This is a genomic window from Pseudoalteromonas sp. HF66 (assembly GCF_011806445.1).
Classification (GTDB): Bacteria; Pseudomonadota; Gammaproteobacteria; order Enterobacterales; family Alteromonadaceae; genus Pseudoalteromonas; species Pseudoalteromonas apostichopi.
Genome location: NZ_JAATOU010000004.1, coordinates 164,973 through 191,951 on the forward strand (window position 1 = coordinate 164,973; position 26,979 = coordinate 191,951).

The window sequence follows — 26,979 nt, forward strand, 5'->3', positions numbered from 1 at the left end:
TGGGTATAGAGAATCGTCATCTTGTTACACATTAAGGCCGTCACCTGCATCAAGCAAGATCGTTGTTTGTTTGCGGATCTTAATTTCAGCTTGAAATCGGGGCAAATTATGCAGTTAGCTGGTCCGAATGGGGCTGGTAAAACATCATTATTGCGCATTATCGCGGGTTTCGCTATGCCAGATGAAGGCGATGTTTTTTACCAAGAGCGTTCGATTACAAAATACTATGATGAATATGCACAAGAGCTAATGTTCATCGGCCATAAAACCGGTGTAAATACGCAACTCACTGCCCTTGAGAATGTTGCATTTTGGCTAAAAATTAATGGTTATGATTGCAAGCAAGACTTATATCCGATCCTAGCAAAAATAGGTTTAGTTGGCCTTGAAGATGTGCCTGTTCGCATGTTGTCAGCAGGACAGCAGCGCCGTGTAGCCTTAGTAAGGTTGTGGTTAAATAGTGCCAAGCTATGGATCCTTGATGAGCCATTTACGGCTCTTGATAAAAGCGGTGTAGCATTTTTGCAAGAACGCTTTGTTGAGCATTTAAATGCTGGCGGCGCAATTCTTTTAACCACCCACCAAGATTTAACGACACAATTTAGTGACCTAAAAACAGTGACTTTGGAGTATCGCCACTGATGGTAAAGCAGCATTCGTATTGGCAATTATTCTCTGCGGTTTTTTCTAAAGATCTGAAATTAGCGTTTCGTCAGCGTGCTGAAATCGTTAACCCCATCTTGTTTTTTCTTATTGTTATTACACTTTTTCCGTTAGCAATTGGCCCTGAGCCTGGACTGCTAGCTCGCATGGCTCCGGGTATTATTTGGGTTGCTGCGTTACTATCGACAATGTTAGGCCTAGATAAACTATTTCGTGATGATTATCACGACGGAACATTAGAGCAATTAATTGCCTCTTCGTATCCATTACCGTTGACAGTGCTTGCAAAAGTTGCGGCTCATTGGGTTATTACGGGGCTGCCTTTAGTGTTAATGACACCGGTATTTGCTTTGTTATTGAATTTAGAAAGTTCAGCGCTTTTAGCAACTGTTCTCACGTTATTGTTGGGGACACCATTGCTTAGCTTCATTGGCGCAATTGGCGCTGGACTTACTGTGGGACTGCAAAAAGGCGGCATTCTAATGAGTTTGCTTGTTTTGCCTTTGTATATCCCTGTACTAATCTTTGCAACCTCTGCTATTGATACCAGCTCTATGGAGCTTGCCTATAGCGGACAGCTTGCAATTCTTGGTGCCATGCTAATCGTAGCGATTATAGCGGCGCCAATTGCCATATCGTCAGCATTGAAAGTGAGTGTAAGTTAATATGTGGAAGTGGTTACATCCCTACGCAAAAGCAGATCGTGCTTACCAATTGTGTAACACCTTACTGCCTTATTTCGCCGTCGTTACGGTGGTCTGTATGATTGTTGGATGGGTCTGGGGGCTTGCTTATGCTCCAGCCGATTACCAACAAAAAGATAGCTACCGAATTATTTTTATCCATGTGCCTTCAGCAATTTTATCAATGGGCGCTTATTCTTCTATGGCGATTGCAGCAGTGATCGCACTAGTATGGCAATTACGTAATGCTGAACTTGCTGTAATTGCAATTGCACCAGTTGGGGCATGTGTGACAGCGATAGCACTAATTACCGGCGCAGCATGGGGTAAGCCTATGTGGGGCGCATGGTGGGTGTGGGATGCGCGTCTTACCTCTGAGCTCATTCTGTTATTTTTATACTTGGGTGTGTTATCGCTTTATCATGCTTTTGAAGATAAAAAAGCAGCGGGTCGTGCCGCCTGTATTTTAGCGATTGTTGGAGTTATCAACTTACCGATTATTCACTTCTCGGTAGAGTGGTGGAATACCTTGCACCAAGGTGCAACCATTACAAAGTTTGATACTAAAGCCATTGATCCAAGCATGTTTTGGCCATTAATGGTGAACATAGTTGCGTTTGCAGGTTTTGTTGGGGTTGTGACTTTAATCCGCCTTAAAAACGAAATTTTACAACGTGAAAAGCACCGCCCTTGGGTGCGTGATATGCTTAAGCGAGGTTAATCATGCAGTTTGATTCTTTTTCAGATTTTATTGCCATGGGTGGCTATGGCTTTTATGTGTGGTTGTCTTTTGGCAGCTGTGCATTGATTTTACTCGGTATTTTATTTAGTTCGTTAAACGATACAAAGCGTATTTTCTCTTCAGTTAGGCAGCAAGCACAACGTGAAGAGCGCATTAAGAAAGCGAAGCAAGAGGCAGGGCAATGAATCCAAGACGTAAAAAACGTTTATTAGCTGTTGTAGCCATTATTTTTGGTGTGGGTGCAACCATTGGTTTAGTGCTTTATGCACTGCAAGAAAACATCAATCTATTCTATACCCCAAGTGAACTTGTTGAGGGTAAAGGACCAAATAAAGAAAAACCGCACATCGGTCAGAAGCTACGTATAGGTGGCATGGTTGTGCCAGGCTCAGTTGTTCGAGATGAATCAAGCTTAAAGGTAAGCTTTAAGTTAATAGATAAAGGCCCTATGGTGACCATTAATTATCAAGGGATTTTGCCAGACTTATTTCGTGAAGGCCAAGGGATTGTGGCGCAGGGCGTGTTAGTAAAAGCGAATGAAATTGATGCCTTTGAAGTTCTTGCAAAGCATGATGAAGAGTATATGCCAGCAGAAGTTGCAGAAGCAGTGAAAGGTATTAAACACGAAAAACCGACGTATAACTTAGAGAACGGTAATTAATATGATCCCAGAACTCGGTTATTTTTCTTTAACACTGGCTATGGTGCTCAGTGTTTTACTGTGTATTTTTCCTTTGTGGGGGGCGCATACCGGCAATTTACGTTTAATGCGCGCAGCTCCATCATTAGCAATTGGGCAGTTCGTATTTGTACTTTTATCATTTGCAGCACTTATTTATGCCAGTTTAACCGACGACTTTACCGTATCGTACGTTGCTTATCACTCAAGTAGCACCTTACCTTGGTACTACAAAATCACTTCGACATGGGGTGGTCATGAAGGAGCAATTTTACTTTGGTTAGTGATGCAAGCAGGTTGGACAGCCGTTGTTGCTATGCGCTCGCAATCATTGCCTTGGGTTTTACGTGCCCGAGTGCTTGGTGTGTTAGGCTTTTTAGGTGTCGGCTTTATGCTGTATACCTTGTTAATGTCGAGCCCATTTGAACGTCTATTGCCGTATTTCCCAGTTGAAGGTCGCGATTTAAATCCATTACTGCAAGACCCAGGTATGATTATTCACCCGCCATTGCTTTATATGGGCTACGTAGGTCTATCAGTGTCTTTCTCATTCGCAATCGCTGCGCTACTTACTGGTAAACTCGATAACACTTGGGCCAAGTGGTCTCGTCCTTGGACTATGGCTGCATGGGGATTTTTAACTTTAGGTATTACCATCGGTAGTTGGTGGGCATACTCAGAACTAGGCTGGGGCGGCTGGTGGTTCTGGGATCCCGTTGAAAACGCTTCTTTAATGCCATGGCTTGTGGCAACAGCGCTATTACACTCACTCTCAACCACAGAAAAACGTGGTGTATTTAAGTCATGGACAGTGTTACTGGCTATTGCGGCATTCTCTCTAAGCTTACTGGGTACTTTTATTGTTCGATCGGGCATTATTGTATCTGTGCATGCCTTTGCGTCAGATCCTAATCGCGGTATGTTCATTTTAGCTTTCTTAGCGATTGTTGTGGGTGGCGGTTTATCGCTGTATGCACTGCGTGTTTCACAGGTGAAAAGTGAGGGCCGTTATAAGTTTGCCTCACGTGAAGTTGCCCTTTGGTTAAACAATATATTTTTAGTTGTGGCAACGCTGATTGTACTTCTAGGTACTTTACTGCCAATGATCCACAAAGAGCTTGGCTTAGGCAGTATTTCGATTGGTGAGCCTTTCTTCAACAAGATGTTTGCTATTCTACTAGTGCCATTTGCCATTTTAATGGGTATGGGTCCACTGTTACGTTGGAAACAAAACAAATGGTCAATGCTGCAGAATAAACTTGTTCTGTCGGCAGCAATAAGTTTAGTTGCAACGGCGGCATGGTTGTATTCAAGCTACGACGTGATTGCGCCAATTACTTTTATTGCAACAGCATTGGCGGTATGGATTTTTGTTACCACTCTTGTTGATTTAGCTGCAAAAGTGACTATTCATAGCTCTCTAGGCGAAGGCTTTAAACGACTAGGGCTAAGTTACTGGGCGATGGTTTTAGGTCACATTGGTTTAGCATTCGTGATTGCAGGTGTAACGTTAACTTCTGCTTACTCAGTTGAGCGTGATGTATCAATGAAGCCTGGCGAAACCGTGGCTTTAAATGAATACCAGTACCGATTTGACGGTGTTAAAACAATTCGTGGCGCAAACTATAGTGGTCATGCAGGTGTCGTCACTGTACTGAAAAACGATAAAAAAGTGACCGTTTTACATGCTGAAAAGCGTCGTTATGACATTGGTATGCAATTTATGACAGAAGCGGCTGTTGATGCCGGTTTTACACGAGACTTATACCTAGCACTGGGTGAGCAATTAAGCCAAGGTGCTTGGTCGTTACGTATTTATCATAAACCTTATGTTCGTTGGATGTGGCTCGGTGGTATCTTGATTTCACTGGCAGGCTTTTTAGTGCTTGGTGATAAACGCTATCGCCAGAAGTCGACTAAGCAGGAGGCTTTAGTATGAATCGCAAACTCATCGCACTAGCACCTTTATTGGTGTTCGTTTTACTGTGTGTGTTTTTATATCAAGGTTTGTTTGCTAATCCTCGTGAGTTACAAACAGGGCGTATTGGGCAGGCTATGCCTACTTTTAACTTGCCAGATTTGATGGATGAGTCAAAGCGTTGGACTGACGCCGATTTAAAAGGTGAAGTTTACCTACTTAATGTATGGGGTACTTGGTGTCCGACTTGTTTAGCTGAGTTAGGTTACTTGACTGAGCTTAGAGAGCAGGGCGTTAAGATCGTTGGTTTATACTATGAACAAGGCTATGACCCTGATTTCGATGGTCAGTTTGATATTAACGCACTACGTGAAGACGTAACTAGCATGCTTAATCGTGCCGGCGACCCGTATCAATTTAATATCTTAGATTTAAAGCGCACTTTAGCTCTTGATTTAGGGGTTTCTGGTGCGCCAGAAACCTTCTTAGTCGATAAGCAAGGCACTATTTTGCTGCACCATACAGGTGATATTAATCCGCGTGTATGGCGTGCTAAATTCGCACCGTTAATGCAGGAGTTACAGTAATGAGACTCGTGATCTTTTTAGTAAGTTTGTTTATCACGTTTACAGCATTTGCAGAGCAAGACAAGTATCAATTTGATGATAAAGAACAAGCCGTTCGCTTTAGTGAGCTAACCAAAGAGCTGCGCTGTCCAAAATGTCAAAACCAAAATATAGCTGACTCAGACGCGGTTGTAGCCAAAGACTTACGCGATAAGGTGTTAGCGCTGGTAAAAGATGGCAAAAGCAAAGATGAAGTCATTGATTACATGATTGACCGTTATGGTTACTTCGTACACTACGATCCACCAGTCACACCAGCAACCTTGGTATTGTGGGTATTGCCTGTATTGATTGTGGTTCTTGGCTTTGGCTTTATTGTTTTACGCCAACGCAAGGCATCAGTGAAACAAACATGGACAGAGCAAGACGAAGCATTACTTGCAAAATTAATTGAACAAAATCAACGTCAGGAGCAAAGCTAGATGGCATTAATGTGGGCTTCTTTTGTTTTACTCACACTGATTGCATTGCTATTTGTTGTCGTACCGTTTTTTAAACGTGAGCGTATTCAACGTCTTGATCACAATGCAAACTCGGAGTTAATCCGAATTTATCATCAACGTTTAGATGAACTTAAAACTGAACTCGATAACCAACGTATTGATGCACAAATGCACGATGAGTCAGTTATCGAACAAAAACGTCGTTTACTCAATGAGTTGTCGCCTGAAAAAGCGTTGAACAGTAAAGGTAATAACCGTATTTTTGCCCTTACTGGCGCAGGCTTTTTGATTGTTTTAACAGCTATCTTTTATGGTTATACCGGTAGTCAGCAGCAAATTAAAGGCTGGCATTACGCGATGGCTAATCTTAAGTCATACGGTGAGCGTGCCGTTATGCAAGAAGGTGAGCCTTTAACACCGAATGAGCTACAAGCTTTCGCTTTAGCACTGCGTACTAAGCTTGATCAAAGTGGTGACGATGAAGTGGCGTGGATGCTACTAGGTCGTGTTGCTATGTCATTAAATGAATTTGATATGGCAATGCAGTCATTTGATAAAGTGCTTAAAATGAATCCTGATAACAAACAAGTGCTGATCAGCTACTCGCAAGTTTTGCTAATGGAAGGCAGTGATGCGAATATGTCTCGAGCAGCGACTATGTTATCAAGAGTGCTAAAAGCAGAGCCAACTAATATTGATGCAATCTCATTATTAGCATTGATTGCTTATGAGCGTAAAGATTGGCTTCAAGCTAAAACAGCATTTGAAGTATTGCTTGCAAGTATGCAGCAAAGCGACCCACGTTATAGCATGATTGCAGAGCGTATTGCCGAAATCGATGCCCATTTAAGTAATGATCAGCAAGTCAAAAAGACTGAATTAGCAGAGGCTACAAGCAGTGAAATTAGCATCACAGTTGATTTAGACCCTGCACTTGCCGATTCACAGCCGCAAAACGGTACATTGTTTATTTTTGCTAAAGCGGCAAGTGGCCCGCAAATGCCATTGGCTGTAGTTAAAATGACAGAGTATAGTTTTCCGTTAACAGTGATTTTAAGTGATACGAATGCGATGGTTGAAGGTCTGAATCTATCTAGTGTCGATAAAATTATTTTAACTGCGCGTTTATCAAAAGATGCAACTGTGGTAACTTCAAGCGGCGAGTTGGAAGGCAAGTCGGATGTCTTAGAGCGTGCAAACGTTAAAGAATATTCACTGCTAATTAATGAGTTAATACCGTAAGGATAGCCGATGTTTAGGCACAGTATATTTTTTATCTTTTTTTTAGTACTTGCAGGATGCGCACAGATACCTGAAGAAAAAGTGGATGAGCGAGACCCATTACAGTCGTTTAACCGTCCTATGTATGATTTTAATATGGACGTGCTTGATGCCTATATTCTTCGTCCAGCAGCCGTTGGTTATGTCACAGTGACACCAACCCCTGTTAGACGCAGTATTGTTAATTTTACTGATAACATTACAGCGCCGACAGATATGGTCAATGCTGGTCTGCAGGGTAAACCAGGTAATATGGGTATTAGTTTAGCGCGCTTTCTAGTGAACTCTACGGTAGGTCTACTTGGCTTATTTGATGTAGCCTCATCGCTTGGTTTAGAAATTGTCGATGAAGATTTTGGTCAAACCCTAGGTGTATGGGGAGTCGGTGATGGTGCTTATTTAATGATCCCAGGTATGGGGCCAAGTACAGCACGAAATCTAACTGGTGATGTGGTAGATAACTTCGTTCTACCTGAAATTACACTAACCACACCACAAACTATTCTGGTATTTGCGCTAAAAGCCGTTGAAGCACGTGCCTCGTTGATGCCGCAAGAGAGCTTATTAAATGAGTCGTTAGACCCTTACATTTTTATGAAGGATATCTACTTCCAGCGTCAATTATATGAGCTACATGATGGTAATCCACCAGTAGAAAAAGAACCCGATGATTTTGATGAAGATTTCCTAGAAAATCTCTAACCTAAAAAATCAAACCAATAAAAATGCCAGCAATTGCTGGCATTTTTATGTTTATATGGGGGAAGTTAATCTCCAAATACACCCATTTGTTCATTAGACCAGCTTAATGCATCGTGGTAAGCATCAGGTACTTCTTCGGGTTTAAGACCGAGTTCTTCTTGAATATCCTTTGCTTTATCCCACTCAGCTTGTTCATAAAATTTTACTAAGCGTAAATAAGTCGCTAGTAATCCTTCACCATGAAGCAAAGCACCTTTGATTTCATTTGTAAGAGGAAGTTTACCCATTACGCTTGGCATATCTTCATCGAGGATAGCGTCCATTAACGACATCATACCGGTTAAAAATGCCATACCCGTATCACGTAACTTGCCATGGCTTATTGCTAATAACTCAGCAAAACGGGCGCGGGTTAGTGATAAACGTATCAGCTCTGCAGGTTTATCTGCCGCAACTTGTGCAGCAAATAAAAGTGATAAGAAACGTTTGATTTCTTCACTGCCTAAAACAATCAGCGCTTGTTTTATCGTGCTAATTTCAGCTCTGCGTTTGAAAGCTGCTGAGTTTGAATAGCGTAACAACTTGTAAGATAAGTTAACGTCTCGTTCAAATACCTCGGTGATTTTTCTGAGATTTAAATCAATACTTGAGGTTTCGTATAAAAGCTCGGCAAGAGCCATCTCAGAAGGTGGTAAAGTTTTACTTTGCACCATTTCAGGCTTTGAAAAGAAAAAGCCTTGAAAATAGCTAAACCCCATGTCCAAAGCAAGTTGGTATTTTTCGTATGTTTCAACTTTCTCGGCGAGTAACTTGATGTGCGGGTGAGGTTTGATTGCCTCAACGACGGATTCAATAGACTCTTTATCACAGGTTAAAAAGTCAATTTTGATAATATCGATATACGGATAAAAATGGCGCCAAACAGGTTGGTGTATGTAATCATCAAGGGCAAGCGTATATCCGCGCTCTTTTAAATCTTGAACCATTGCTAGTAAACGTTTACCCGGTTGAATCGTTTCAAGAATTTCGACAACTACTTGCTCTTTACCCAGTAAAAGTGGGTAGCCTTTTTGGAGTGTCTCTAAGGTGAAATTAATGTAGGCTGGTTTGTTATCCGTTAAATCTTCTAAACCAAAATTGAACTGACTACCTTCAATGAGTCGAGATGTCGCTTCATCACCGTCAATATCAGGAAAAACGTTATCTACGCCATCCCTAAACAAGAGTTCGTAGCCGACAAGTTTCTTTTCCTTATCTAAAATAGGTTGGCGTGCAGCGTAAAAATACATAGTCCTAGCAAGTCCACTTCGGTTAATTCATTTATCCATGAGCAATATAAGTCATCGTGCCTAAAATAGCATTAATTAAATATTCATTTTTGAGGATAAATACTGATTTTCTGTGATCCTAAGACTAGGATAAATTGTAATGAAATTCTATAACTAGCGATTAAATATCACATTTTTGTTATGAAAAGGTTGTAATTGTAAACCCTGCCACTGAACGGCTTGATTGGAGTTGTAGGGTAGAAGCATGTTATAGTCATGAGTGATATCGGTTTTTACCCCAATAATGTCTTAAAATTAAGTAACTTGCGAGTCATTATTCGGATTAAAAGCCAACATTAAATAATAATTGGAGGCTAATTTGGAAACAGGAATGATAATTTCGTTAGCATTGTACTTCATCGTAATGTTGGGGATTGGGCTATACGCTTATAAGCAATCCACAGACGATGTATCAGGTTATATGCTAGGTGGTCGTAATTTATCACCAAGTGTTGCTGCGCTTTCAGCAGGTGCATCAGATATGAGTGGTTGGCTGCTAATGGGCTTACCAGGTGCAATGTATCTGTTCGGCTTAAGCAAAGTTTGGATTGCTATAGGTCTAGTACTCGGTGCTTGGGCTAACTATTTCTTGGTAGCGCCTCGTTTACGTGTTTATACTGAGAAAGCGAATGACTCAATCACCATTCCAGATTATTTCGCAAACCGCTTTGATGATAATAAAAATATACTGCGTGTTATTTCTGCGATAGTAATCATTGTTTTCTTCACCTTGTATACTTCATCAGGTGTTGTCGCGGGTGGTAAGTTATTCGAAAACTCATTTAATATGAGCTATGAAATGGGTCTGTATATCACAACTGGCGTTGTAGTGTTATATACCTTGTTTGGTGGCTTCTTAGCAGTAAGCCTTACAGACTTTGTTCAAGGCTGTATCATGTTTATCTCGCTGCTTGCAGTACCAATTGCGACATATACTATGCTTGATCAACCATTCATGGATACACTCGCCAATGCACGCTATGATTTATTGTTAAGCTCACCAAAAGAAACTGAAATTCATGCACTTAATATGATGGACTGGTTTGCTGGTGGTTCAACGATTGCTATTATCTCTGCAATGGCATGGGGTCTTGGTTATTTTGGACAGCCGCATATTATTGTTCGTTTTATGTCTGTGCGTTCAGTTAAAGATATGCCAACTATGCGACGTGTGGGGATGTCGTGGATGACACTTTCAGCAATTGGTGCTGTGTTAACAGGTTTATTTGGTGCTGCTTATATGCTTGAAAACCAAATGCCAATTGATGATAAAGAAACTATTTTCTTGGTATTGTCTGAGCTTATCTTCCATCCTCTAATTGCTGGTTTCTTATTGGCTGCTATTTTAGCTGCGATTATGAGTACCATCTCATCGCAATTACTAGTGTGTTCAAGCTCTCTAACAGAAGACTTCTATAAGATTTATTTAAACCGAAGTGCTTCTCAAAAAGAGCTAGTATTAGTCGGTCGTATTAGTGTTATCTTGGTTGCTCTGTTTGCTATTTACCTAGCGTATGACCGCGATAGCTCTATTTTGGATTTAGTAAGTAATGCATGGGCTGGTTTCGGTGCTGCATTTGGTCCATTAGTACTACTTAGCCTTTACTGGAAGCGCATGAACTTACAAGGCGCTATCAGTGGTATGGTTGTCGGTGCTGCAACAGTACTGTTTTGGATTTACGCGCCAATTAAGATCGATGGCCAATCGCTAAGTGCAATTATTTATGAGATTGTCCCTGGCTTTATTTTATCAACGATTGCCATTATTGTTGTGAGCCTAATGACGACTGAGCCGAAAAAAGAAATTACAGATTTATTTGATGAAGTTGAGTCATCACTTTAGTTTTGAGTAAGCACAAAAAAGGGCAACATTTGTTGCCCTTTTTTAATTTTATAACCAATGCTTAGCTTGCAGCTTTTTCTTTTATATCTGCAACGTTATCGTCTGATTTTGCTTTTTTAGGCTTCGCAGGAACCTCTTTTGCACCTTTAAGTACAGCCATAAATTGGTCTTTTTCTTTTGCCATTTCAAGCGCTAGTGATTCAATTTGTTGCTCGCTTAATGGTACATCAACTTTTTCAAGCATTAATTCTAATGACTCAGCAATGTCGAGCATTTTGTCATACGCATCAGCTTCTTTCTTAGTAGTAAACGTCATGCGCTCGACTCCGTTTCTTTCTACAACATATTTAACAACAACAGCCATGATTTCTCCTGCATTTAAGCGTGGCATTTGCAGCGTAAAATCGCCACTTTGATTACTGTTTTTATATACAGTAATGCTTCGGGCCTTACTTTGCAAGTATCTAAAGAAATTTTTTATGGAACAAATTTGACAATAATAGGGGCATTAGCTTTATTTATATTGTTACCCAAAGTTAAACACAAGCGATGGAGTGAGTGTTGGGTAATAGCTAACTACCTGTCCAAGAGGGACATCACGGAGGAAATTATGAAATTACTATCAAGTCTTTTACTTGCCACGAGTATTGCGTTACTGCCTACAACACCGGCATTCGCCGTAAAACCAACCGAAGCAACACAAGTTAAAATGCAAAAGCTCAGTATTAACAAAGCTAGCATCGATCAACTTACTCAATTACCGGGTATTGGTGAGTCTAAAGCTAAAGCGATTGTTGAGCATCGCAATAAGCAAGGTCCGTTTAAGTCGGTAGAGCAATTAAAAGAAGTAAAAGGAATAGGCGATAAGGTATTTGCTAAACTTGAGGGGAAAATTACGCTTTAAAAGACTAGGGCGTGTTGACCTATTGTGATTAATTTTGCAGCAGTATGTTTGGTATTTAAGCAAGGCAGAGCCTATGTCGTGTGGTTGTTCAACATAAATAGGCGATAACGCAGCATCCATACCAAACACGCGCTACCTTTTGGGTTCTTCCTAGGGGCGATTATCTTTTTATTACTTAAATAGATGAAGCTAAAGGGCGTGGGCAGAACGCGGTAGCTTTGCTCGATTTTTACTTAGTCCACTAGGTTACAAATCTCGCGCCGCGATTAAATTGCCCCTAGAGTGAACAAACTTTAATCCACAAAGGTCAACACGCCCTAAACAGGGCGTTATTCGCCCTGTTTAAATTCATTGATAGCTTTGTCTAAATGCGCTAGTGCGAACAAATTTTCGATAGGTGTTGTGATAAGTGGGTAACTTAAGCCTGCTAATAATAACCAAGGTAACAGCATCCAGCCTTCAAAGTAGGCTAAACCTAAAAATAATGGCGCAAGAAAGGCAAGCTTACACACCGATAAAATAATCTTTTTACTTGGGCTTAAATGAGCCAGAGCAAGTGCAATTATTTGCTGGCGCTGCCTTACTTTAAAAGTTTTTAAAGCAGGGATTTGACTAGTAAAAAAATAAATCATTATAACGACTTTTTAGTTACTAAACGGCTAAATAAAACGGCTACAAAGACTATTGAAAACGCAGCGAAAATAATCTCCATCCATGCAGGCATACTCATTGATGCAAATTGCCAATCAATATTGCCGCAATCGCCAGTGGCTGCAAAAAAGCTAGGGATCCATTCATGCAGTGGCATAAAGCTTGGGAAATTAGGCTCAAATGCGCAGCTAAATGCAAAAGGGTCGGTATTGTTTTGCATTGCAATGTGTTCTTTAGCAATAAAGTAACCCCAGATTGCAGAGATACCCCAAGTAGCAAATGCAACAAGGCGAACAACCATATTTTGTGGGTTAATCGCTCCAATCACACCTGCTGCAAGTAAGCCTAAAACAGCGGTACGTTGATAAATGCACATAATACATGGTTCAAGTCCCATGCTGTATTGAAAAAACAACGCAGTGACTTCAAACGCTAGTGAAATAAATGCTAATAATAACCAAGGTGTTCTTTTAGTTGCTAATTCTGCTAACCAATTCATGAATGATCCAATTTGAAATTGTTTTCAAGATTATGCTTAGACGGGGCTGTGGGTGCAAGTATCTAAGATGAAATTATACGAAAAAGGAGCCAAGCGGCTCCTTTCATTAATCAGTAATGATCGTCAGTTAAACACTTACAGCTTGCAAAGACTCACTTTGATAACAACCAAGTACACGGGTGTACTGAGTATGTTCTTTTAGCTCTTCTAGTGCCTGTTTAACATGTAAGTCATCAAGGTTTGCTTCGAGATCTACATAAAACACTTCTTCCCAAGGGTTTCCAGGTACTGGACGTGACTCTAGTTTTACAAGGTTAATTTTGTGATGTTTAAAAATCATTAAGGCGTCAGCTAACGAACCCGCTTGTTGCTTGGTGGCCATAATTAAACTCGTTTTGGTTGGGATTTGTTTCGACACTTGAAGAGGTTTACGGGCTACTACAATGAAGCGGCTATGGTTTTCACTTTGATTGGCCAAGCCTGATTTAACCACTTCTAAACCGACGTTTTTCCCTGCTTGTGCAGAGCCGATAGCGGCACTGTTTGCGGTTTCAACTGCTGATTGCAATGCATGGAAAGTTGAATCACAGGTTTCATGTTGAATGTCACCTAAGCCCTGAATGAAACGGCTACATTGAGCAAAAGGCTGTGGGTGAGCAAATATTTTATTGATATGAGATAACTCAGTACCAGGCATCGCTAATAAACAGTGTTCAACGCTGTGCGTCACTTCACCAACAATTGATACTTGAGCGTGCTGTAATAAATCGAATACTTCATTGATACTACCAGAACTGGTGTTTTCAATGGGTAATAAACCAAAATCAGCTTGGCCACTTTCTACTTTACCGGTGATTTGGTCAAAGCTAGAACAACCCATTTCAATTACTTTACCCGGGCGGCGGCTGAAATATTTATGACAGGCTAATTGACTGTATGAACCTTGACCACCCAAATAAGCAACACGATGACTTTCGCTCATGGCTTCTGGGTTAAGGTTTTTTTGCAACATCGCTTGTTGGTTTAGAACAGAATCTTCAAGAATGGTTTGGAACACGTTATTAATGTAGTACGCATCAAGGCCTAATGATTTTCCATAACTAATGAGCTTTTCGAGTAATGCTTGTTCGCGAGCCTCATCGCGAATTGGTTTGTTATTGGCTATCTTGTACTCAACCACGCTGTGGCTGATACGACGTCTTTTTGCCAGTAAGACAAGTAAGTCGGAATCTATTTCATTAATATCGTGTCGTAACGCATTTAATGTATCAATGCTCATGTTGGTTTCCTCATTCCAAAACAGTGCGCAAACAAAAAAGCCTCCCAAGTGGGAGGCTTTAGCTATTCGGTGAATTTATCTCGCAAACAGTTAAGCCTCCTCTATTTAAAGAAGCTAAAAAACGAAAAGTAAGTGCGAGAGATAATTTGTTTCATTGAGTTAATGTAAAAACACTTGTATGTAAAGTCAACCGCCTATCGAGGCTAATTTTGAAATCATATGTGTTTATTCAGAAAATTCATTAATCTTCATAAAAAATTTATAAATATAAAAATGAATCTGGTATATTTGTTTTTGCACAATAAATAATAACAATTATTAATAAGGTAGTCCTGTGGTGTATCGACGACCGCCATCACGTTTTGGTGTGAATTCATTAAGTATGAAATTGTCGCTGCTGATCTCTGCGATTTGTTTGATTGCAGGTATATGTGCTGCGGCTTTGATGCTTAAATCTGAAGAAAAACAGCTTGTTTTTGAAGAGCATGAACTTTTAAAACACTCGAGTGAACGCTTGAGTCGTCAATTTAACCGCCTGATTAAAACTAAAATAAATATCGCTGAGCAGGCTAATAATGTTGTAAGCAGCCAACTGCTTCACAATGAGTCTCACTTACAAAGCAAACGAAGCGCTGATATTAAATTTTCCGTTGATGGCAGTATCCGCAGTACTTCAGAAAATGGTTTATCTGCAGCGTTTATCCCTCAAGATAAATATTCTGAATTTTATAAGCAGCTTATAAACGATTCTGAATCACTGTGGAAAATCGTTTCACCTACTTTAATTCAAGATTTCTTTAATTTTTACTTAGTTACGAAAGACAACTTTATTCGTATAGCGCCACCAAACTGGGCGCTAAATGTACCTGGCGACTTTGACTTCACCAAAGACGAAGCCTTCAATTATGCCCAAGCTGCAACTAATCCAAGCCGAGAAGCGGTATGGTCAAAAGTGTATTACGACACTATTTGGCATAAATGGGTCGTTAGTGTACTTGTGCCAATCTACCTTGATAACGAATTTTTTGGTGTAACAGGTAGCGATATTGCTCTTGAAACTTTATTGGCACAACTGCCTATTGGTGATCGTGAGCAACATCTATTTGTTTTCGATGCAAAAGGTCAGTTATTAGCTCACCCTGATTTAGATAGGACAACTTTAGAGCAATATGGACGAGAAGGTAAAAAATTACTGACAGAAGATTTTGTTAATCCCGATCTGCAAAAGCTAGTGTCTGAAACGATTCGCTTAAAATTACCTGAATCTGCAAATTCATTTGTCCAAGATGGCGAAACTCACATTATCAATATTCGTAAAGTTGAGAACCTAAATTGGTATATTGGTATTTATAAAAAGCGTTCGTCGGCACTTTCAGCACTAGAAGAGCTAAAAGTAAAATTCTTTGGCTTGTTTATCTTGTACGCTATTTTAGTTGCCTTGTTATTGCATCAAGCACTTTACCAATTAGTACTGCGTCGTATTCACTCATTAGTTAACGCGGTGGTGAGTTTTGGCAAAGGGCAATTACAAACAGAGTTTCCAAAAGCCAATAAAGATGAAATTGGTACCTTAAATGGCTCGTTCAGAGACATGGCTATTGAAATTCGTAAATTAATTGATGGTCTCAACCAGCGCATTAGCGAAAAAGAAATAGCTGAAAAGGCAGCTAACCGCTTATCTAAAGCTGTGGCTTTCTCGGGCACCGGTGTAGTGATCACGAACCAAGATTTTGAGATCAAATACGTGAATCCGAAAATGGTTGAAATGACCGGTTTCGAAGAGCGTCATTTCATTGGTTCGCCGCTGTTAAATATCATCTCTCAAGAAATGGCTATTTTAGTTGATGATATTGATATTGACTTACGTAGCCGTAATTACTGGCGAGGGGATACCTTATTACAAGCTAATGAACGCCAATCTGTTTGGGTTTCGCTAAGTATTTCACCAATTCGTGAAGATGGTGGTGAGATCACCAGTTATGTGGCATCTGCGCAAGATATTTCGTTTGTGAAAGAAAGCCAACGTAAAATGGAACAACTGGCTTACTTTGATACTTTAACTGGACTTGCTAACCGCACTTTCTTCAGAATGCAGCTGCGCAAGTCAATGGCACTTGCTGAGCGTGGTCATTATGCATTTGCCTTATTCTATTTTGACTTAGACGAATTTAAACGTATCAACGATACGCTAGGTCATGATGCGGGTGATCAGTTGCTAGTAGAAGTTGCTAATCGACTGAAAAAGCGTCTGCGTACAGAAGATACGATTGCGCGTTTAGGCGGCGATGAATTCGCGGTATTATTAAGTGGTATTGAGCATCAAACACACGCCATGGAAGTCGCAAATACGATTCAACGCACTCTCAATGAGCCTATCAAATTAGGTAATAATGAAGTGATCATTAGTGCCAGTATTGGTATCACTATGGCGCCATTTGATAGTCAAGAAGAAGATCAATTACTTAAACATGCTGACCTTGCGATGTATGAAGCAAAAGCCAAAGGGCGCAATACCTTCCACTTCTATAGCCAAGAATTAAATGCAGCTGCGAACGAGCGCTTATTTATTGAAAATGAGTTACGTACTGGTATCCGTGAAGGGCAGTTTAGAGTTTATTATCAGCCACAAGTGGATTGTCGCAATAATCAGGTAGTTGGGTACGAAGCGCTTATTCGTTGGTTCCACCCTGAAGAAGGAATGATCCCACCGACGAAATTTATTCCAATTGCTGAAGCAACCGGTTTAATTGTTGAGTTAGGTGCATGGATATTACGAGAAGCCTGTGAATTTGCGGCTCGTTTAGCAAGCCAAGATTTGAAGAATAATATTTCAATCAATCTATCGGCTCGCCAGTTTAAAGATGCCAACCTAGTGACGACTCTTGATACGATAATCAAGCAAACAGGGGTTGAGCCTAAACGCTTACACCTTGAGCTAACAGAAAGTATGCTGATGGGGCATGTTGAAGCCGCTATTTTACAACTGCATCAATTAAAAGCCTTGGGGGTATCAATTTCAATCGACGACTTTGGTACTGGCTACTCTTCATTAAGTTACCTAAAACGTTTCCCTGTGGATATCTTGAAAGTTGACCGCTCGTTTGTGAAAGATATCCCTGAGGATACTAATGATATGGAAATTACCGCTGCGATTATTGCTATGGCGCAAAAGTTGAAACTTAATGTTGTTGCCGAAGGGGTTGAGACCATTGAACAAATTGAGTTTTTACAAAATAACAACTGTTATATTGTGCAAGGATACTACTATAGTAAGCCTATCCCTGAAGATGAGTTGCCTGCACTTTATGAACAGCTCAACTCGTTGAATTCATAAAATACAGAACTCAAAAATAAGGGGGCGATTAGCCCCCTGCAATTTTAACTTTAAATTTTAGTCCTTCGAGAATCGCTTTTAGTTTATCTCTGTCATCACCTTGAACTTCGATGATACCGTCTTTTACTGCACCGCCTTGGCCCATTTTACTTTTAATGGTCTTAGCTAATTTTTTTAAGTCGTGCTGTTCGCTGTCGATCCCAACAACTAACATGACACCCTTACCTTTGCGGCCTTTGGTTTGACGTTCAATACGCAAAAAGCCGTCTTTAAAAATTTTACCTTGGGTTGGTTTGCTTTCTTTAGGTTGCTCAATGCGACCCGTAGCAGTTGAATAAACTAGATTATTATCGCTCATAGTGGATCTCGTTGTAGAAGCTTGGCTAAATGATAACAAATTTCATCCTAAGTGTTTTAATTTTTGGCTTATTTGTTCTAAGCGGTTATATTTAATTAGGTATCAGGAAAGATTTGTTTATTAGGAGTTTATTATGAGTTTATCGCGCAGCACTTCTGCTGATGGCGCTATATTAACCGTACAAATCAAAGGAAAATTTGATTTTAATTTGGTGCAATCTTTTCGTCAGGCGTACGCCGATCTTAACGACAATATCGATAAAGTGGTTATTGACCTCAGAGAAACAGATTACATGGACAGCTCAGCGTTAGGCATGTTGCTGAACATGAAAAAAAACCTAACAGGCAAAGTTGAAACAATTCAAATTAGCAATTGCCAACCGCAACTGAAAAAAATCCTGCAAATCTCACGTTTTGATAAAAAGTTCGATATTGATTGATGCTTAATATTCTGGTTGTAGACGATCTTGCCTTAAATCGTCGCTTATTAACCGTGATGTTAGAGCAGCAGGGCTACCGTGTTTATACCGCTGAAAACGGGCTTGTTGCTTTAAACCTGCTCGAAGAACACACCATTGATATTGTGTTACTCGATGTCATTATGCCTGTGATGGACGGCTTTGAAACCGCAGCGATTATCAAAGAGCGCTTTAGCCAAGTTTACTTACCGATTATATTTATTACCTCTTTAGAAGATGAAGCGAGTTTTGAGCGTTGCTTAGCGGTTGGCGGCGATGACTTTTTACATAAGCCATTTCAAGAGGTCATTCTTAACGCGAAAATTAAAGCGCATAGCCGGATCCGTAATTTAAGCCAAAAGGCAAGAGAGCAAAATCTACAACTTGAATATCATCAAAATCAAGTCGAGCGCGAACATGAAATCGTCGAACATATTTTTAATAACGCCCTCGAAAACCAACAGTCATTTCCGTCGCATTTAGACTTTCATTTATCACCTGCCGCTATGTTTAATGGCGATATGTTTTTGGTAGCACAAAGCCCAATTGGCAGCTTGTACTGCATGCTTGGTGATTTTACCGGCCATGGTTTAGCTGCTGCGGTCGGAGCACTTCCTGCTTCAAGGGTATTTTATACAATGGTAAGTAAGGGGATGTCAGTCAGTGATATTGCTGCAGAAATTAATTCAGTACTAGGTAAATTACTGCCAGGACATATGTTTTGTGCTGCCACCATTATAGAGCTCAGTAACACCGGGAAAAGTGTTTCGGCTTGGCTTGGAGGATTACCTGATACGTATATTATCGACCAAAATGGAGAACTCATTCGCACTCTTGAATCTCAACACATGGCACTGGGTATTTTAGAAGAGGATGAATTTGAACGTGCACTTATTCACATAGAGGTAGAAGATACTTCTCGTATCGTGATGGCGACCGATGGCATTATTGAAACGACTAGCCCAAATGATGAATATTTTGGTGAGCAGCGTTTTAAAAAGGTGCTTGGCTCAAAGCCAAATATTTCTTCAAATCAAGTATTAGAACGAGTAAACAAATTTGCCCGCGGCAATAAACAACAAGACGACTTAAGCTTAGTATTATTAAATTGTTTACCTATGGATGAGTCTGAGCAAAAGTCTGAACAGCTATCTGCATTACCCTTTAATTTTTCATTGAGCTTAAATTCAAAGCAAATCAAAAGCACAGATCCTGTGTTGGAAGTAGTTGATGTAATAAGTAAAGTGGCGGGGTTAAATGCCCATCGCGCAAATATCTTTTTGATACTCTCAGAGGCCTATAATAATGCCTTAGATCACGGTGTGTTAGGTCTCGACTCAGAGATTAAGAATCAAGAAGATGGCTTTTTAATTTATTATCAACAACGAGAAGAGGCCCTCGCAAATTTAACAGATGCTTTAATCATTATTGATATCCGTTATTGCCCCGAAGAGTGTGCTCTATATTTTACCGTTTGTGACTCAGGAAACGGTTTTAGTAAAGAGCAAACAAATCAACAAAGCCTTGCAAGGGAGCATGGTAGAGGCTTGTGCTTACTTAGAGAAGTTGCCTCAAAAGTGACATTTAATAGTGCTGGTAATCAAGTCGAAATTTATTATCAATTAACAGCAAGCAGTACTAGCTCACACTAAAATCGCATGTTATCATTCTGGCATTATAGATGTTTGGATGGCTAAATGATTTCTAACTACTTATCTACTGCACAGCTTGAATTACCAGAAAACTTGGTTGCTGAGCAATTATCGAACCTTGAACAATATCTTGCAGAGTCCGCTTCACCAGCAGTGCGTTGGGAGTATCAAATTCCTGAGCTAGGCGAGGGGGGGGCGTGTAGCTTATTTGGTTATTTGCAAGATGAACCATTCAAATTAAACGATTATGTTGCAGATGATGCTACAAATACTGAAAAGCTGACTAAGCTTCAACAAATCATCGATTTTGTCGTTGCTCAGACTCAAGTTGATTGGTTTGGTATTTATCAAGCAACAAATACTGACGAAGGCCCTCAGTTATTAAAACTGGTTTATCACGGGGCACCTAGCCGACCATTATTCCCGCTTACAGAAGCGTTTGCTAAAGGTAGTAACAATGTTCAAGTCGCGCTTTCTAAGCAAGGTCGCGTGATCAATAACGTTGCTGATTATCTTGCAAAAGGTGGTGAGTATTATACCTGCGATCCAAATGTGAAAGCTGAAACCTGTTTACCCTTACTATCAGCTAAAAATGAATGCTTAGGTATTATAGATGCAGAAGCATTTAGTAATGATTTCTTTGATCAGCAGACCCTTGCATTACTTGTGGCTTGTTGTATTAAAATTCCTCAACTCTTGGTCTAATTTTACTAGTAATCAGGCTGGGTTTTTATGTTAAGCTAGTGGCAACGCTAACCCCTATAAAAAGAGATAGTCAATGTTCTCAGAATTAAAACCATTACCAACAGATCCTATTCTTGGCCTAATGGCGGCCTTTAAACAAGATACAAACCCAAAGAAAATTGATTTGGGTGTAGGTGTTTATAAGGATGAGCAAGGCAATACGCCTGTATTAAAAGCGGTTAAAAAAGCGGAAGCGTTTCGTTTAGAAAACGAAACCAGTAAATCGTACATTGGCTTGGCTGGTAACTTAGATTACTGTCAAAAAATGGAAAACTTATTACTGGGTGAGCATCCAGCACTTTTAGCTAACCGTGTTCGCACTGCACAAGCACCAGGTGGTACAGGTGCGCTACGTGTTGCTGCCGAATTCATTAAGCGTTGCAACAAAGATGCGACGGTATGGGTAACTACGCCAACGTGGGCAAACCACATCAGCTTATTTGAAGCGGCGGGCTTAACAGTAAAAGAATATCCTTACTACGATTACGAAAATAAAGACCTTTTATTTGATGACATGATTAATACCCTTAAGCAAGTGCCTAAAGGTGATGTTGTGTTATTCCACGCATGTTGTCACAACCCAAGCGGTATGGATTTAAATGCTGAGCAATGGAGCACAGTTGCTGATCTTGCTGTTGAAGTTGGTTTCACGCCACTGGTTGATATTGCTTACCAAGGTTTTGGTTCAAGCCTTGAAGAAGACGCAGCGGGTCTTCGTAAATTAGCAGCAGCGGTAGATGAGCTAATCATCTGTTCTTCTTGCTCGAAAAACTTCGGTTTATACCGCGAGCGTATCGGTGCATGTTCAATCATTGCTAAAGATGCAGCGACTGCTGATATCTCTAACTCTGTATTATTAAGTGTTGTACGTAGTATCTATTCTATGCCGCCTGCGCATGGTGCTGATATTGTTAGCACGATTTTAGGTAGCACTGAGCTTACTCAAATGTGGCATGACGAGCTTGATGAAATGCGCAACCGTATTAATGGCTTACGTACTTTAATCAAAGAAAGCTTAGCTGCAAAAGGTATTAATCAAGACTTCTCATTTATTGATCGTCAAAATGGTATGTTCTCATTCCTAGGTATTAATAAAGAGCAAATCGAACGTTTACAAAAAGAGTACTCAATCTACATTGTTGGTTCTAGCCGTGTAAACGTTGCTGGTATCAGTGATGCTAACATTGATTACTTTGCAAATGCAGTAGCAGACGTTTGTAAATAATCGGCTCTATAGCGATAAAAAAAACCGCATGACTGCGGTTTTTTTGTGCCTGTAATATGTGTTACTACGAGTAGGTATTAATGTAGCCAGCGAATGGCGTCATTAATCATATTGTTGTAGCTGTCAAGCGGAGCGCCAATACTCGCTATTAAGATAGTATCTGCTCGCTCTCCGCGGTTAATGTGACCAGCAAAACGCTCATCATTGAAATCATCAGAGCCAGTGCCAAACGGTTGCTCGTCAGAAGGCACTATGAATACTGTCATTGGGCCAAAGTCAGACTCAAACACCAAGTGTAGGCCTTTTTTGCCTTGAAAGTCACAAAACATCAAATAGGTTACTTTACCTGGTAGCTCATCTAGGTGTCCGCCAATAGTAGCAAACTTTTCATTTACATAAGCAAGGTCTATCGCTTCATGCTTATCTAACGCGCCAATCTCATGATAGAGGTGTGTAAAGGCATGCTCACCCACACTGTATAAAGTATGTTGTTTGTTAATGACAAAGAACACACTAATTGCCACTAAAAACGATGCTGCGGCGGCTAAATACAGGCGATTGAAGGCAAAGCGCGACTTAGCCTCAATAATAGTGTCTAGCGGCTGCTCATGGTTTTCTTCACAAGCATAGGTGTTATCAATAATTCGCTTTGCCAAATTTTCAGGCACGGGTACGTTAAGCGCTTTGCTTAGTTCATCATCGAGGGCACGTACATCATCAATAAACGCCTGTTTATCAGTGTCCTGCTCGGCAAACGCTTCAAGTTCCTTATCAATAGTGCTTGGCTCGGCGAGGATGCGGCGGCGAAACTCGAGTTCATCCATTAATTTGATGCTCCTCTAAGTTGATCATCATCACTGCTTAAAGCCTCTTTAAGCTGGTTTCTGGCACGAAAAAGTCGTGTCATGACAGTATTTTTATTTAAATCGAGGATCTGGGCAATCTCGTCGCCAGAGCAACCCATTACCACCTGCAGCAGTAATGGTTCTCGATACTCTTGTGATAACTTTCCAATTTGTCGTTGAATCACTGTTTGTTCCATTTCAGCATCAAGGGTTGTACTTTTTTCATCTACAAGGGTGTCGTTTTCAACATCGGCGTAATCAAATTGTTTACGTTCAAAGCGACGTGCATTCTCGCGACGTAAGATAGTTAACAACCAAGGTTTTACCGCTTGTTGATCTTGCAGTGAATCCAAGGCACGCCAAGCCCTCAGGAAAGTTTCCTGCACTAAGTCTTCAGCAATGTTCTGATCACGACACAACCAATACGCAAAGCGAAAAAGCTCACTGTGGTAGACATGAACCAGCGCTTCATATCGCTTTTGTTTTTCTGTCATAGTAACTAAGACCTGCCTATCAGAAAAAATCTTTCTGATATTATTATTTTTTTCTTAAAAAAACGGCTAATTCAAGATTAGCCGTTTATATTCAATCTATTAGATTAATCGTTAATCGTAAAGATTTTTTAATTCAGTGTCATTACTTGTCGATTGAGTGTGCTTTGTTGCTTGGCTTAGCAAGTTTACAATTAAACTTAAATCAACTTGTTCATCTGCTGAACTATAAAGTTTAGTGCGTAATTTAGCAATTTCATCATTAAGTTGTGTGTTTTTGAGTGATGCGAGTAAATACTCAATGGCCGCTACATTCTTACCTGTGTACTGTTTTGCATAGAGGTTTAATGCGTTATAAAACGCTGAGCTATTGTTCTGTTTTGCAAACAGCTTTAACTCATTTAATGACACGGATGTAACACTCTTAGATAATGCTTTAGGCGTTGATTGTTGAGGGCGCTTTTTAATGTAAAGCACTAAGGTGACTAACCAAAGTCCATAGCCGACAACTGCCACGACAATAAGCCACATTGGCGTCGTGACTTGCGTAACGGTTTGCACATTAGTTGGCGTATGACTCAGCTCATTAGAGCTTGCTGTTTGCGGCTCTGCGATAGCAGGGGCTGTTGGTGTGAGTGGATTTGTACTTGGCACAACTGTTAATGTTCGAGCAGGTATTGTCGCGTAGCTAATACGATTGATTTTGGTATTAAACCAAGGCAGCTTTATTTCAGGCAATGTATAAGTGCCTGGTGTTTGCGGTAATAAAGCATAAGAAGCCGTTTGTTGTGAAATAACACGGCCATCACGTACCAGATGATTACTCTCTTTTTCATCAGGGTAACTTCTAAAACCTTGCACCTGCGGCATATCGATATCAGGAAGTTGCTCTTTAGTAACCCCCAATGCGGTTAAGGTGATAGTTCGAGTGATCGGCGTACCGACTTCCACGGTGTCATCTTTTGGTTGCCATTGCTCATCAAGGTTAACCAATTCACTCGGTAACCAAGCACCTGAGTAGTTTTCTGGAATTGGCTTGATTTCAATATCGACATCTTCGCCCATTGCTGAAACAGCCATTTGTCGGTAATTTTGACGAATACGGCCATTGAATACTGGGGCTGTGATGGTATTCACGCCACTTTTTTGTGGTTGCACTAAATACTCACGGGTGATCACTAAATAGCGTTTTCCATCAATTAACTCATAGTCTTCAGATTGCTTGTTAATTGGAGTTAGCTCAGCGTTTTCCATTTCTGGTGTGGTTAAGTTGCCATCAAGCAGTTCTTTGTTGTTGTCTAAATACAATTTAACCGTATAAACACCGGCTTCTTGCACGTATAAGCTAGTTGGCTTGATGCTTGTTTTAATGAAGGCTTCTTTATTTTGCTCAGAGGTTTGGCTGCGCTTAGCCACCGTTAGCTCAATCGGTTTTGAACTGACACCAGCAACGGTAAAAGCAGGAATGGTATAAGTGCCTTCTTTGCGGGTCATCAGTTTTACAGACCAGTTAGTTTGCTTACTGATCTCACCATTAATAATGTTGGTACGCGAGCTTACACTGGTAGGCCCTACAACAAAGTCTTTTAATAACACTGAAGTGTCGGGTTGTTCGCTGTTAATAGAGTCGTCTGCTGAGATGGTTAAAACAAAAAACTCACCGGCAAGGACTGGGTTTTTATCAACACTTGCCTGTAGCTGGGTGGCAGCCCAAAGCGGCGCTGCCGCGATTAGCAATAAACAACATAATAATCGCATTACCATGATTTTTCGGCTCCTCGTGGACGACGTTGATAGTTTCGTTTTTGTGCTTCTAATTGCATTTTATTTCTTAATAAGATCGCAGGATCATCGGGAACTTTACGCAGCAATTGATTAAGTTGCTGGGCTTTTTCTTTCTCTTCATTAGTCAGCTCAGCAGCTTGTGCCTGCATAGCCTGTTGCTCTGCTTGCTGTTTAGCTTGTTCATCGCTTTGCGATGGCTCTGGCTGGGCATCTTGTTGCTCAGGAGATTGCTCTGGCTTTTGCTCACCTGATTGTGGCGACTTTTCTGATTCAGATTGCATTTCAGGTTTGTTTTGTTGATCACTTTCAGAGTCACTTTGCTCACCTTTTTGATCTGACTGTTCGCCTTGCTCTGAGGGTTGTTGGCCATCTTGCTGCTCACTTTGCTCAGAGTTATCGCCTTGCTGGGAGTTTTCACCCTGTTGCTTTTGCTGGTTATCTTGCTGACCATCGGAGTTTTGTTGATCAGTGTTTTGCTGTTGATCTTGTTGCTGCTGTTGCTCTTGCTGCTGCATTAACTGTTCAACAAGGGCTTGGTTTTCTTTTGCTTCAGTGAAGTCATTTTTAAGCTGTTGGGCTTTCTTATAAGCTTCTATTGCTTGCTCTAGTTCACCTGCCTTTGCAAGGGCATTGCCATAGTTGTACAAACCCGTCGCAGATTTATCTTCACTAAACGCATCCATGGCAGCTTGGTAATTACCTTGCTGATAAAGGGCTGCGCCTTTTAATTGCGTGTTTTCAGCTTGGGCGGCTTGTTCAAATTGATTTTGCTGATAGGCATCGAGAGCGCGTTGGTCTTGGTTTTTAAACACCTCTGGTAACTCGGCGGCGTAAACCTGTTGCTGAGGTAATAACATAACGAACAAAAAGCCAAGTACTAGGCTGCTTCGGCGAATTAAAAAGAGCGCTAATAGTAGTAAAATAACAAGACCGTATATACCAGCATCAACACGCCATAATGCTTGGCTTTGTTTCTCGTCTTTGAGTACTTCAGCATTGGCTGTTGGGGCAAATGTTTGAATATCTTGATTACTGGTTTGATAAAGTGCAAATTTGCCACCGCTGTTGCGCGCTAAAGCACTTAAGCGACTGATATTTAGCGTCGGAATAACAATCTGTCCTTGCGAATCTTTTAAAAAGCCACCTTCAGGTAACTTAATAGGCGCACCTTGCTCCGTGCCGACGCCATAGACATTCAAGCGATAACTCGACTGAGCGGTAAAGCGACTAATATCTTCTTGATCAAGGCTATCAACCCCATCGGTAACTAAAATAATATCACCATCTAAATAGCCTGCTTGTTTAAGTAAATCGTCGGCTTTTTCTAGGCCTTCAATAACATTTGAACCTTTGCTCGGCATGATATCTGGGCTTAGACTTGGGATGAGGTTAGCTAAGGTGCTGGCGTCATTGGTTAGCGGTGAAATGGTAAATGCAGAACCTGCATAAGCAACCAATGCCGTATCACCTTCTTTGAAAAGTTCAATCATATCAAGTGCTTTAAAGCGAGCTTGAACTAATCTATTTGGTGCGATGTCGGTACTGAACATTGAGTACGACATATCCATCACAATAACCCGTGCGTTTTTCGCTTGAAACACTGGGACTTGTTTTTTCTCGAAGCTTGGACCTGCTGCAAACACAATGGCTAGCAAGGTAAAAATAGCAACTAGCCAAAGCGGTTGGCTTTGCTTTTTATGATTGTCGCTCATTACAAACTGCGCCAAATGGGGGGCAATTAAATCAGCTGGGGCGTTCTTTTTATTGCGTACTAACAACACACTAAAAATAATCAGTGCGGGGAGCAATAACCAAAGTAGTGCAGGGCGAATAAATTCAAAATCCAT

Annotated in this window: 27 protein-coding genes; 17 read left to right on the forward strand and 10 right to left on the reverse strand. The window is 40.7% G+C overall.

What is annotated here, in order from left to right:
* The first annotated feature begins 21 nt into the window (after positions 1-21).
* Genes ccmA through HCZ11_RS06400 form a run of 10 tightly spaced genes read left to right on the forward strand, consistent with a single transcriptional unit; the run spans position 22 to position 7,737 of the window.
* Positions 22-642, forward strand: coding sequence for a cytochrome c biogenesis heme-transporting ATPase CcmA (ccmA, locus tag HCZ11_RS06355; RefSeq protein WP_130052051.1), 621 nt, complete (start codon positions 22-24; stop codon positions 640-642).
* Positions 642-1,328 carry a heme exporter protein CcmB gene (ccmB, locus tag HCZ11_RS06360; protein ID WP_054553246.1) on the forward strand — a complete coding sequence of 229 codons (687 nt, stop codon included), beginning with the start codon at positions 642-644 and terminating at the stop codon, positions 1,326-1,328. Before ccmA ends, ccmB begins: the two co-directional genes overlap by 1 nt.
* 1 nt (position 1,329) lies before the next feature.
* Complete coding sequence (locus tag HCZ11_RS06365; protein ID WP_130052050.1) at positions 1,330-2,067, forward strand: heme ABC transporter permease; 738 nt, start codon at positions 1,330-1,332, stop codon at positions 2,065-2,067.
* A gap of 2 nt (positions 2,068-2,069) precedes the next feature.
* On the forward strand, positions 2,070-2,273 hold the full coding sequence (gene ccmD / locus HCZ11_RS06370; RefSeq protein ID WP_167657948.1) for a heme exporter protein CcmD: 204 nt from the start codon (positions 2,070-2,072) through the stop codon (positions 2,271-2,273).
* Positions 2,270-2,749: a cytochrome c maturation protein CcmE gene (gene ccmE / locus HCZ11_RS06375; protein ID WP_130052048.1), complete on the forward strand. Its 480-nt coding sequence runs from the start codon at positions 2,270-2,272 to the stop codon at positions 2,747-2,749. The genes ccmD and ccmE overlap by 4 nt, the downstream gene beginning before the upstream one ends.
* Position 2,750: 1 nt before the next feature.
* Positions 2,751-4,706, forward strand: coding sequence for a heme lyase CcmF/NrfE family subunit (locus HCZ11_RS06380; RefSeq protein ID WP_167657949.1), 1,956 nt, complete (start codon positions 2,751-2,753; stop codon positions 4,704-4,706).
* The gene (locus tag HCZ11_RS06385; RefSeq protein WP_130052046.1) at positions 4,703-5,272 is read left to right on the forward strand and encodes a DsbE family thiol:disulfide interchange protein; all 570 of its coding nucleotides are present in this window, start codon (positions 4,703-4,705) and stop codon (positions 5,270-5,272) included. The genes HCZ11_RS06380 and HCZ11_RS06385 overlap by 4 nt, the downstream gene beginning before the upstream one ends.
* A complete protein-coding gene (locus HCZ11_RS06390; RefSeq protein WP_130052045.1) occupies positions 5,272-5,733 on the forward strand; it encodes a cytochrome c-type biogenesis protein in 462 nt (153 codons plus the stop codon). Before HCZ11_RS06385 ends, HCZ11_RS06390 begins: the two co-directional genes overlap by 1 nt.
* Positions 5,734-6,996 carry a c-type cytochrome biogenesis protein CcmI gene (ccmI, locus tag HCZ11_RS06395; protein WP_167657950.1) on the forward strand — a complete coding sequence of 421 codons (1,263 nt, stop codon included), beginning with the start codon at positions 5,734-5,736 and terminating at the stop codon, positions 6,994-6,996.
* A 9-nt stretch (positions 6,997-7,005) separates the two neighbouring features.
* Positions 7,006-7,737 carry a VacJ family lipoprotein gene (locus HCZ11_RS06400; RefSeq protein WP_130052043.1) on the forward strand — a complete coding sequence of 244 codons (732 nt, stop codon included), beginning with the start codon at positions 7,006-7,008 and terminating at the stop codon, positions 7,735-7,737.
* A gap of 65 nt (positions 7,738-7,802) precedes the next feature.
* On the opposite strand, the gene HCZ11_RS06405 is transcribed toward HCZ11_RS06400, so the two are convergent.
* Positions 7,803-9,026 (reverse strand): EAL and HDOD domain-containing protein, encoded by a 1,224-nt coding sequence (locus HCZ11_RS06405; RefSeq protein ID WP_130052042.1) that lies wholly within the window; start codon positions 9,024-9,026, stop codon positions 7,803-7,805.
* 370 nt (positions 9,027-9,396) lie between these two features.
* On the opposite strand from HCZ11_RS06405, the gene putP reads away from it, so the two are divergent.
* On the forward strand, positions 9,397-10,908 hold the full coding sequence (putP, locus tag HCZ11_RS06410; protein ID WP_130052041.1) for a sodium/proline symporter PutP: 1,512 nt from the start codon (positions 9,397-9,399) through the stop codon (positions 10,906-10,908).
* A 61-nt stretch (positions 10,909-10,969) separates the two neighbouring features.
* Here putP and HCZ11_RS06415 read toward each other — a convergent pair whose 3' ends face one another.
* Positions 10,970-11,272: a YebG family protein gene (locus HCZ11_RS06415; RefSeq protein WP_130052040.1), complete on the reverse strand. Its 303-nt coding sequence runs from the start codon at positions 11,270-11,272 to the stop codon at positions 10,970-10,972.
* A 246-nt stretch (positions 11,273-11,518) separates the two neighbouring features.
* Between HCZ11_RS06415 and HCZ11_RS06420 the strand changes: the two genes are divergently transcribed.
* A complete protein-coding gene (locus HCZ11_RS06420; RefSeq protein WP_130052039.1) occupies positions 11,519-11,812 on the forward strand; it encodes a helix-hairpin-helix domain-containing protein in 294 nt (97 codons plus the stop codon).
* A gap of 329 nt (positions 11,813-12,141) precedes the next feature.
* On the opposite strand, the gene HCZ11_RS06425 is transcribed toward HCZ11_RS06420, so the two are convergent.
* The 3 genes from HCZ11_RS06425 to HCZ11_RS06435 all read right to left on the reverse strand — a co-directional run bounded on the left by HCZ11_RS06425 (position 12,142) and on the right by HCZ11_RS06435 (position 14,241).
* A complete protein-coding gene (locus HCZ11_RS06425; protein ID WP_130052038.1) occupies positions 12,142-12,444 on the reverse strand; it encodes a DUF6170 family protein in 303 nt (100 codons plus the stop codon).
* A complete protein-coding gene (gene dsbB, locus HCZ11_RS06430) occupies positions 12,444-12,962 on the reverse strand; it encodes a disulfide bond formation protein DsbB (protein ID WP_130052037.1) in 519 nt (172 codons plus the stop codon). The genes HCZ11_RS06425 and dsbB overlap by 1 nt, the downstream gene beginning before the upstream one ends.
* A 127-nt stretch (positions 12,963-13,089) precedes the next feature.
* The gene (locus tag HCZ11_RS06435) at positions 13,090-14,241 is read right to left on the reverse strand and encodes a chorismate mutase (RefSeq protein WP_130052036.1); all 1,152 of its coding nucleotides are present in this window, start codon (positions 14,239-14,241) and stop codon (positions 13,090-13,092) included.
* Between the two features lie 334 nt (positions 14,242-14,575).
* Between HCZ11_RS06435 and HCZ11_RS06440 the strand changes: the two genes are divergently transcribed.
* A complete protein-coding gene (locus tag HCZ11_RS06440) occupies positions 14,576-17,575 on the forward strand; it encodes an EAL domain-containing protein (protein ID WP_167657951.1) in 3,000 nt (999 codons plus the stop codon).
* Positions 17,576-17,603: 28 nt separating this feature from the next.
* On the opposite strand, the gene HCZ11_RS06445 is transcribed toward HCZ11_RS06440, so the two are convergent.
* Positions 17,604-17,933, reverse strand: a complete 330-nt coding sequence (locus HCZ11_RS06445) for a stress response translation initiation inhibitor YciH (RefSeq protein ID WP_130052034.1) — start codon at positions 17,931-17,933, stop codon at positions 17,604-17,606.
* Positions 17,934-18,066: 133 nt separating this feature from the next.
* Between HCZ11_RS06445 and HCZ11_RS06450 the strand changes: the two genes are divergently transcribed.
* The 4 genes from HCZ11_RS06450 to HCZ11_RS06465 all read left to right on the forward strand — a co-directional run bounded on the left by HCZ11_RS06450 (position 18,067) and on the right by HCZ11_RS06465 (position 22,011).
* Positions 18,067-18,372, forward strand: coding sequence for an STAS domain-containing protein (locus HCZ11_RS06450; RefSeq protein WP_130052033.1), 306 nt, complete (start codon positions 18,067-18,069; stop codon positions 18,370-18,372).
* Positions 18,372-20,042, forward strand: a complete 1,671-nt coding sequence (locus HCZ11_RS06455; protein ID WP_167657952.1) for a fused response regulator/phosphatase — start codon at positions 18,372-18,374, stop codon at positions 20,040-20,042. The genes HCZ11_RS06450 and HCZ11_RS06455 overlap by 1 nt, the downstream gene beginning before the upstream one ends.
* Before the next feature lie 45 nt (positions 20,043-20,087).
* Positions 20,088-20,747: a GAF domain-containing protein gene (locus HCZ11_RS06460; protein ID WP_167657953.1), complete on the forward strand. Its 660-nt coding sequence runs from the start codon at positions 20,088-20,090 to the stop codon at positions 20,745-20,747.
* 73 nt (positions 20,748-20,820) lie between these two features.
* Positions 20,821-22,011 carry an amino acid aminotransferase gene (locus tag HCZ11_RS06465; RefSeq protein WP_167657954.1) on the forward strand — a complete coding sequence of 397 codons (1,191 nt, stop codon included), beginning with the start codon at positions 20,821-20,823 and terminating at the stop codon, positions 22,009-22,011.
* Positions 22,012-22,088: 77 nt separating this feature from the next.
* Here the strand turns inward: HCZ11_RS06465 and HCZ11_RS06470 are convergent, their stop codons facing one another.
* From HCZ11_RS06470 to HCZ11_RS06485, 4 genes are all read right to left on the reverse strand, one after another.
* A complete protein-coding gene (locus HCZ11_RS06470; protein WP_130052029.1) occupies positions 22,089-22,835 on the reverse strand; it encodes a DUF3379 family protein in 747 nt (248 codons plus the stop codon).
* Positions 22,835-23,389, reverse strand: a complete 555-nt coding sequence (locus HCZ11_RS06475; RefSeq protein WP_368484043.1) for a sigma-70 family RNA polymerase sigma factor — start codon at positions 23,387-23,389, stop codon at positions 22,835-22,837. The genes HCZ11_RS06470 and HCZ11_RS06475 overlap by 1 nt, the downstream gene beginning before the upstream one ends.
* 72 nt (positions 23,390-23,461) lie before the next feature.
* Positions 23,462-25,111 carry a BatD family protein gene (locus tag HCZ11_RS06480; RefSeq protein ID WP_167657955.1) on the reverse strand — a complete coding sequence of 550 codons (1,650 nt, stop codon included), beginning with the start codon at positions 25,109-25,111 and terminating at the stop codon, positions 23,462-23,464.
* Positions 25,105-26,979: a VWA domain-containing protein gene (locus HCZ11_RS06485; RefSeq protein ID WP_167657956.1), complete on the reverse strand. Its 1,875-nt coding sequence runs from the start codon at positions 26,977-26,979 to the stop codon at positions 25,105-25,107. Before HCZ11_RS06485 ends, HCZ11_RS06480 begins: the two co-directional genes overlap by 7 nt.

Bases quoted from the DNA above. Each gene is read 5' to 3' on its own strand.
- ccmB (WP_054553246.1), top strand. From the start codon at position 642: ATGGTAAAGCAGCATTCGTATTGGCAATTATTCTCTGCGGTTTTTTCT.
- HCZ11_RS06365 (WP_130052050.1), top strand. From the start codon at position 1,330: ATGTGGAAGTGGTTACATCCCTACGCAAAAGCAGATCGTGCTTACCAA.
- ccmD (WP_167657948.1), top strand. From the start codon at position 2,070: ATGCAGTTTGATTCTTTTTCAGATTTTATTGCCATGGGTGGCTATGGC.
- ccmE (WP_130052048.1), top strand. From the start codon at position 2,270: ATGAATCCAAGACGTAAAAAACGTTTATTAGCTGTTGTAGCCATTATT.
- HCZ11_RS06380 (WP_167657949.1), top strand. From the start codon at position 2,751: ATGATCCCAGAACTCGGTTATTTTTCTTTAACACTGGCTATGGTGCTC.
- HCZ11_RS06385 (WP_130052046.1), top strand. From the start codon at position 4,703: ATGAATCGCAAACTCATCGCACTAGCACCTTTATTGGTGTTCGTTTTA.
- HCZ11_RS06390 (WP_130052045.1), top strand. From the start codon at position 5,272: ATGAGACTCGTGATCTTTTTAGTAAGTTTGTTTATCACGTTTACAGCA.
- ccmI (WP_167657950.1), top strand. From the start codon at position 5,734: ATGGCATTAATGTGGGCTTCTTTTGTTTTACTCACACTGATTGCATTG.
- HCZ11_RS06400 (WP_130052043.1), top strand. From the start codon at position 7,006: ATGTTTAGGCACAGTATATTTTTTATCTTTTTTTTAGTACTTGCAGGA.
- HCZ11_RS06405 (WP_130052042.1), bottom strand. From the start codon at position 9,026: ATGTATTTTTACGCTGCACGCCAACCTATTTTAGATAAGGAAAAGAAA.
- putP (WP_130052041.1), top strand. From the start codon at position 9,397: ATGATAATTTCGTTAGCATTGTACTTCATCGTAATGTTGGGGATTGGG.
- HCZ11_RS06415 (WP_130052040.1), bottom strand. From the start codon at position 11,272: ATGGCTGTTGTTGTTAAATATGTTGTAGAAAGAAACGGAGTCGAGCGC.
- HCZ11_RS06420 (WP_130052039.1), top strand. From the start codon at position 11,519: ATGAAATTACTATCAAGTCTTTTACTTGCCACGAGTATTGCGTTACTG.
- HCZ11_RS06425 (WP_130052038.1), bottom strand. From the start codon at position 12,444: ATGATTTATTTTTTTACTAGTCAAATCCCTGCTTTAAAAACTTTTAAA.
- dsbB (WP_130052037.1), bottom strand. From the start codon at position 12,962: ATGAATTGGTTAGCAGAATTAGCAACTAAAAGAACACCTTGGTTATTA.
- HCZ11_RS06435 (WP_130052036.1), bottom strand. From the start codon at position 14,241: ATGAGCATTGATACATTAAATGCGTTACGACACGATATTAATGAAATA.
- HCZ11_RS06445 (WP_130052034.1), bottom strand. From the start codon at position 17,933: ATGAGCGATAATAATCTAGTTTATTCAACTGCTACGGGTCGCATTGAG.
- HCZ11_RS06450 (WP_130052033.1), top strand. From the start codon at position 18,067: ATGAGTTTATCGCGCAGCACTTCTGCTGATGGCGCTATATTAACCGTA.
- HCZ11_RS06455 (WP_167657952.1), top strand. From the start codon at position 18,372: ATGCTTAATATTCTGGTTGTAGACGATCTTGCCTTAAATCGTCGCTTA.
- HCZ11_RS06460 (WP_167657953.1), top strand. From the start codon at position 20,088: ATGATTTCTAACTACTTATCTACTGCACAGCTTGAATTACCAGAAAAC.
- HCZ11_RS06465 (WP_167657954.1), top strand. From the start codon at position 20,821: ATGTTCTCAGAATTAAAACCATTACCAACAGATCCTATTCTTGGCCTA.
- HCZ11_RS06470 (WP_130052029.1), bottom strand. From the start codon at position 22,835: ATGGATGAACTCGAGTTTCGCCGCCGCATCCTCGCCGAGCCAAGCACT.
- HCZ11_RS06480 (WP_167657955.1), bottom strand. From the start codon at position 25,111: ATGGTAATGCGATTATTATGTTGTTTATTGCTAATCGCGGCAGCGCCG.
- HCZ11_RS06485 (WP_167657956.1), bottom strand. From the start codon at position 26,979: ATGGATTTTGAATTTATTCGCCCTGCACTACTTTGGTTATTGCTCCCC.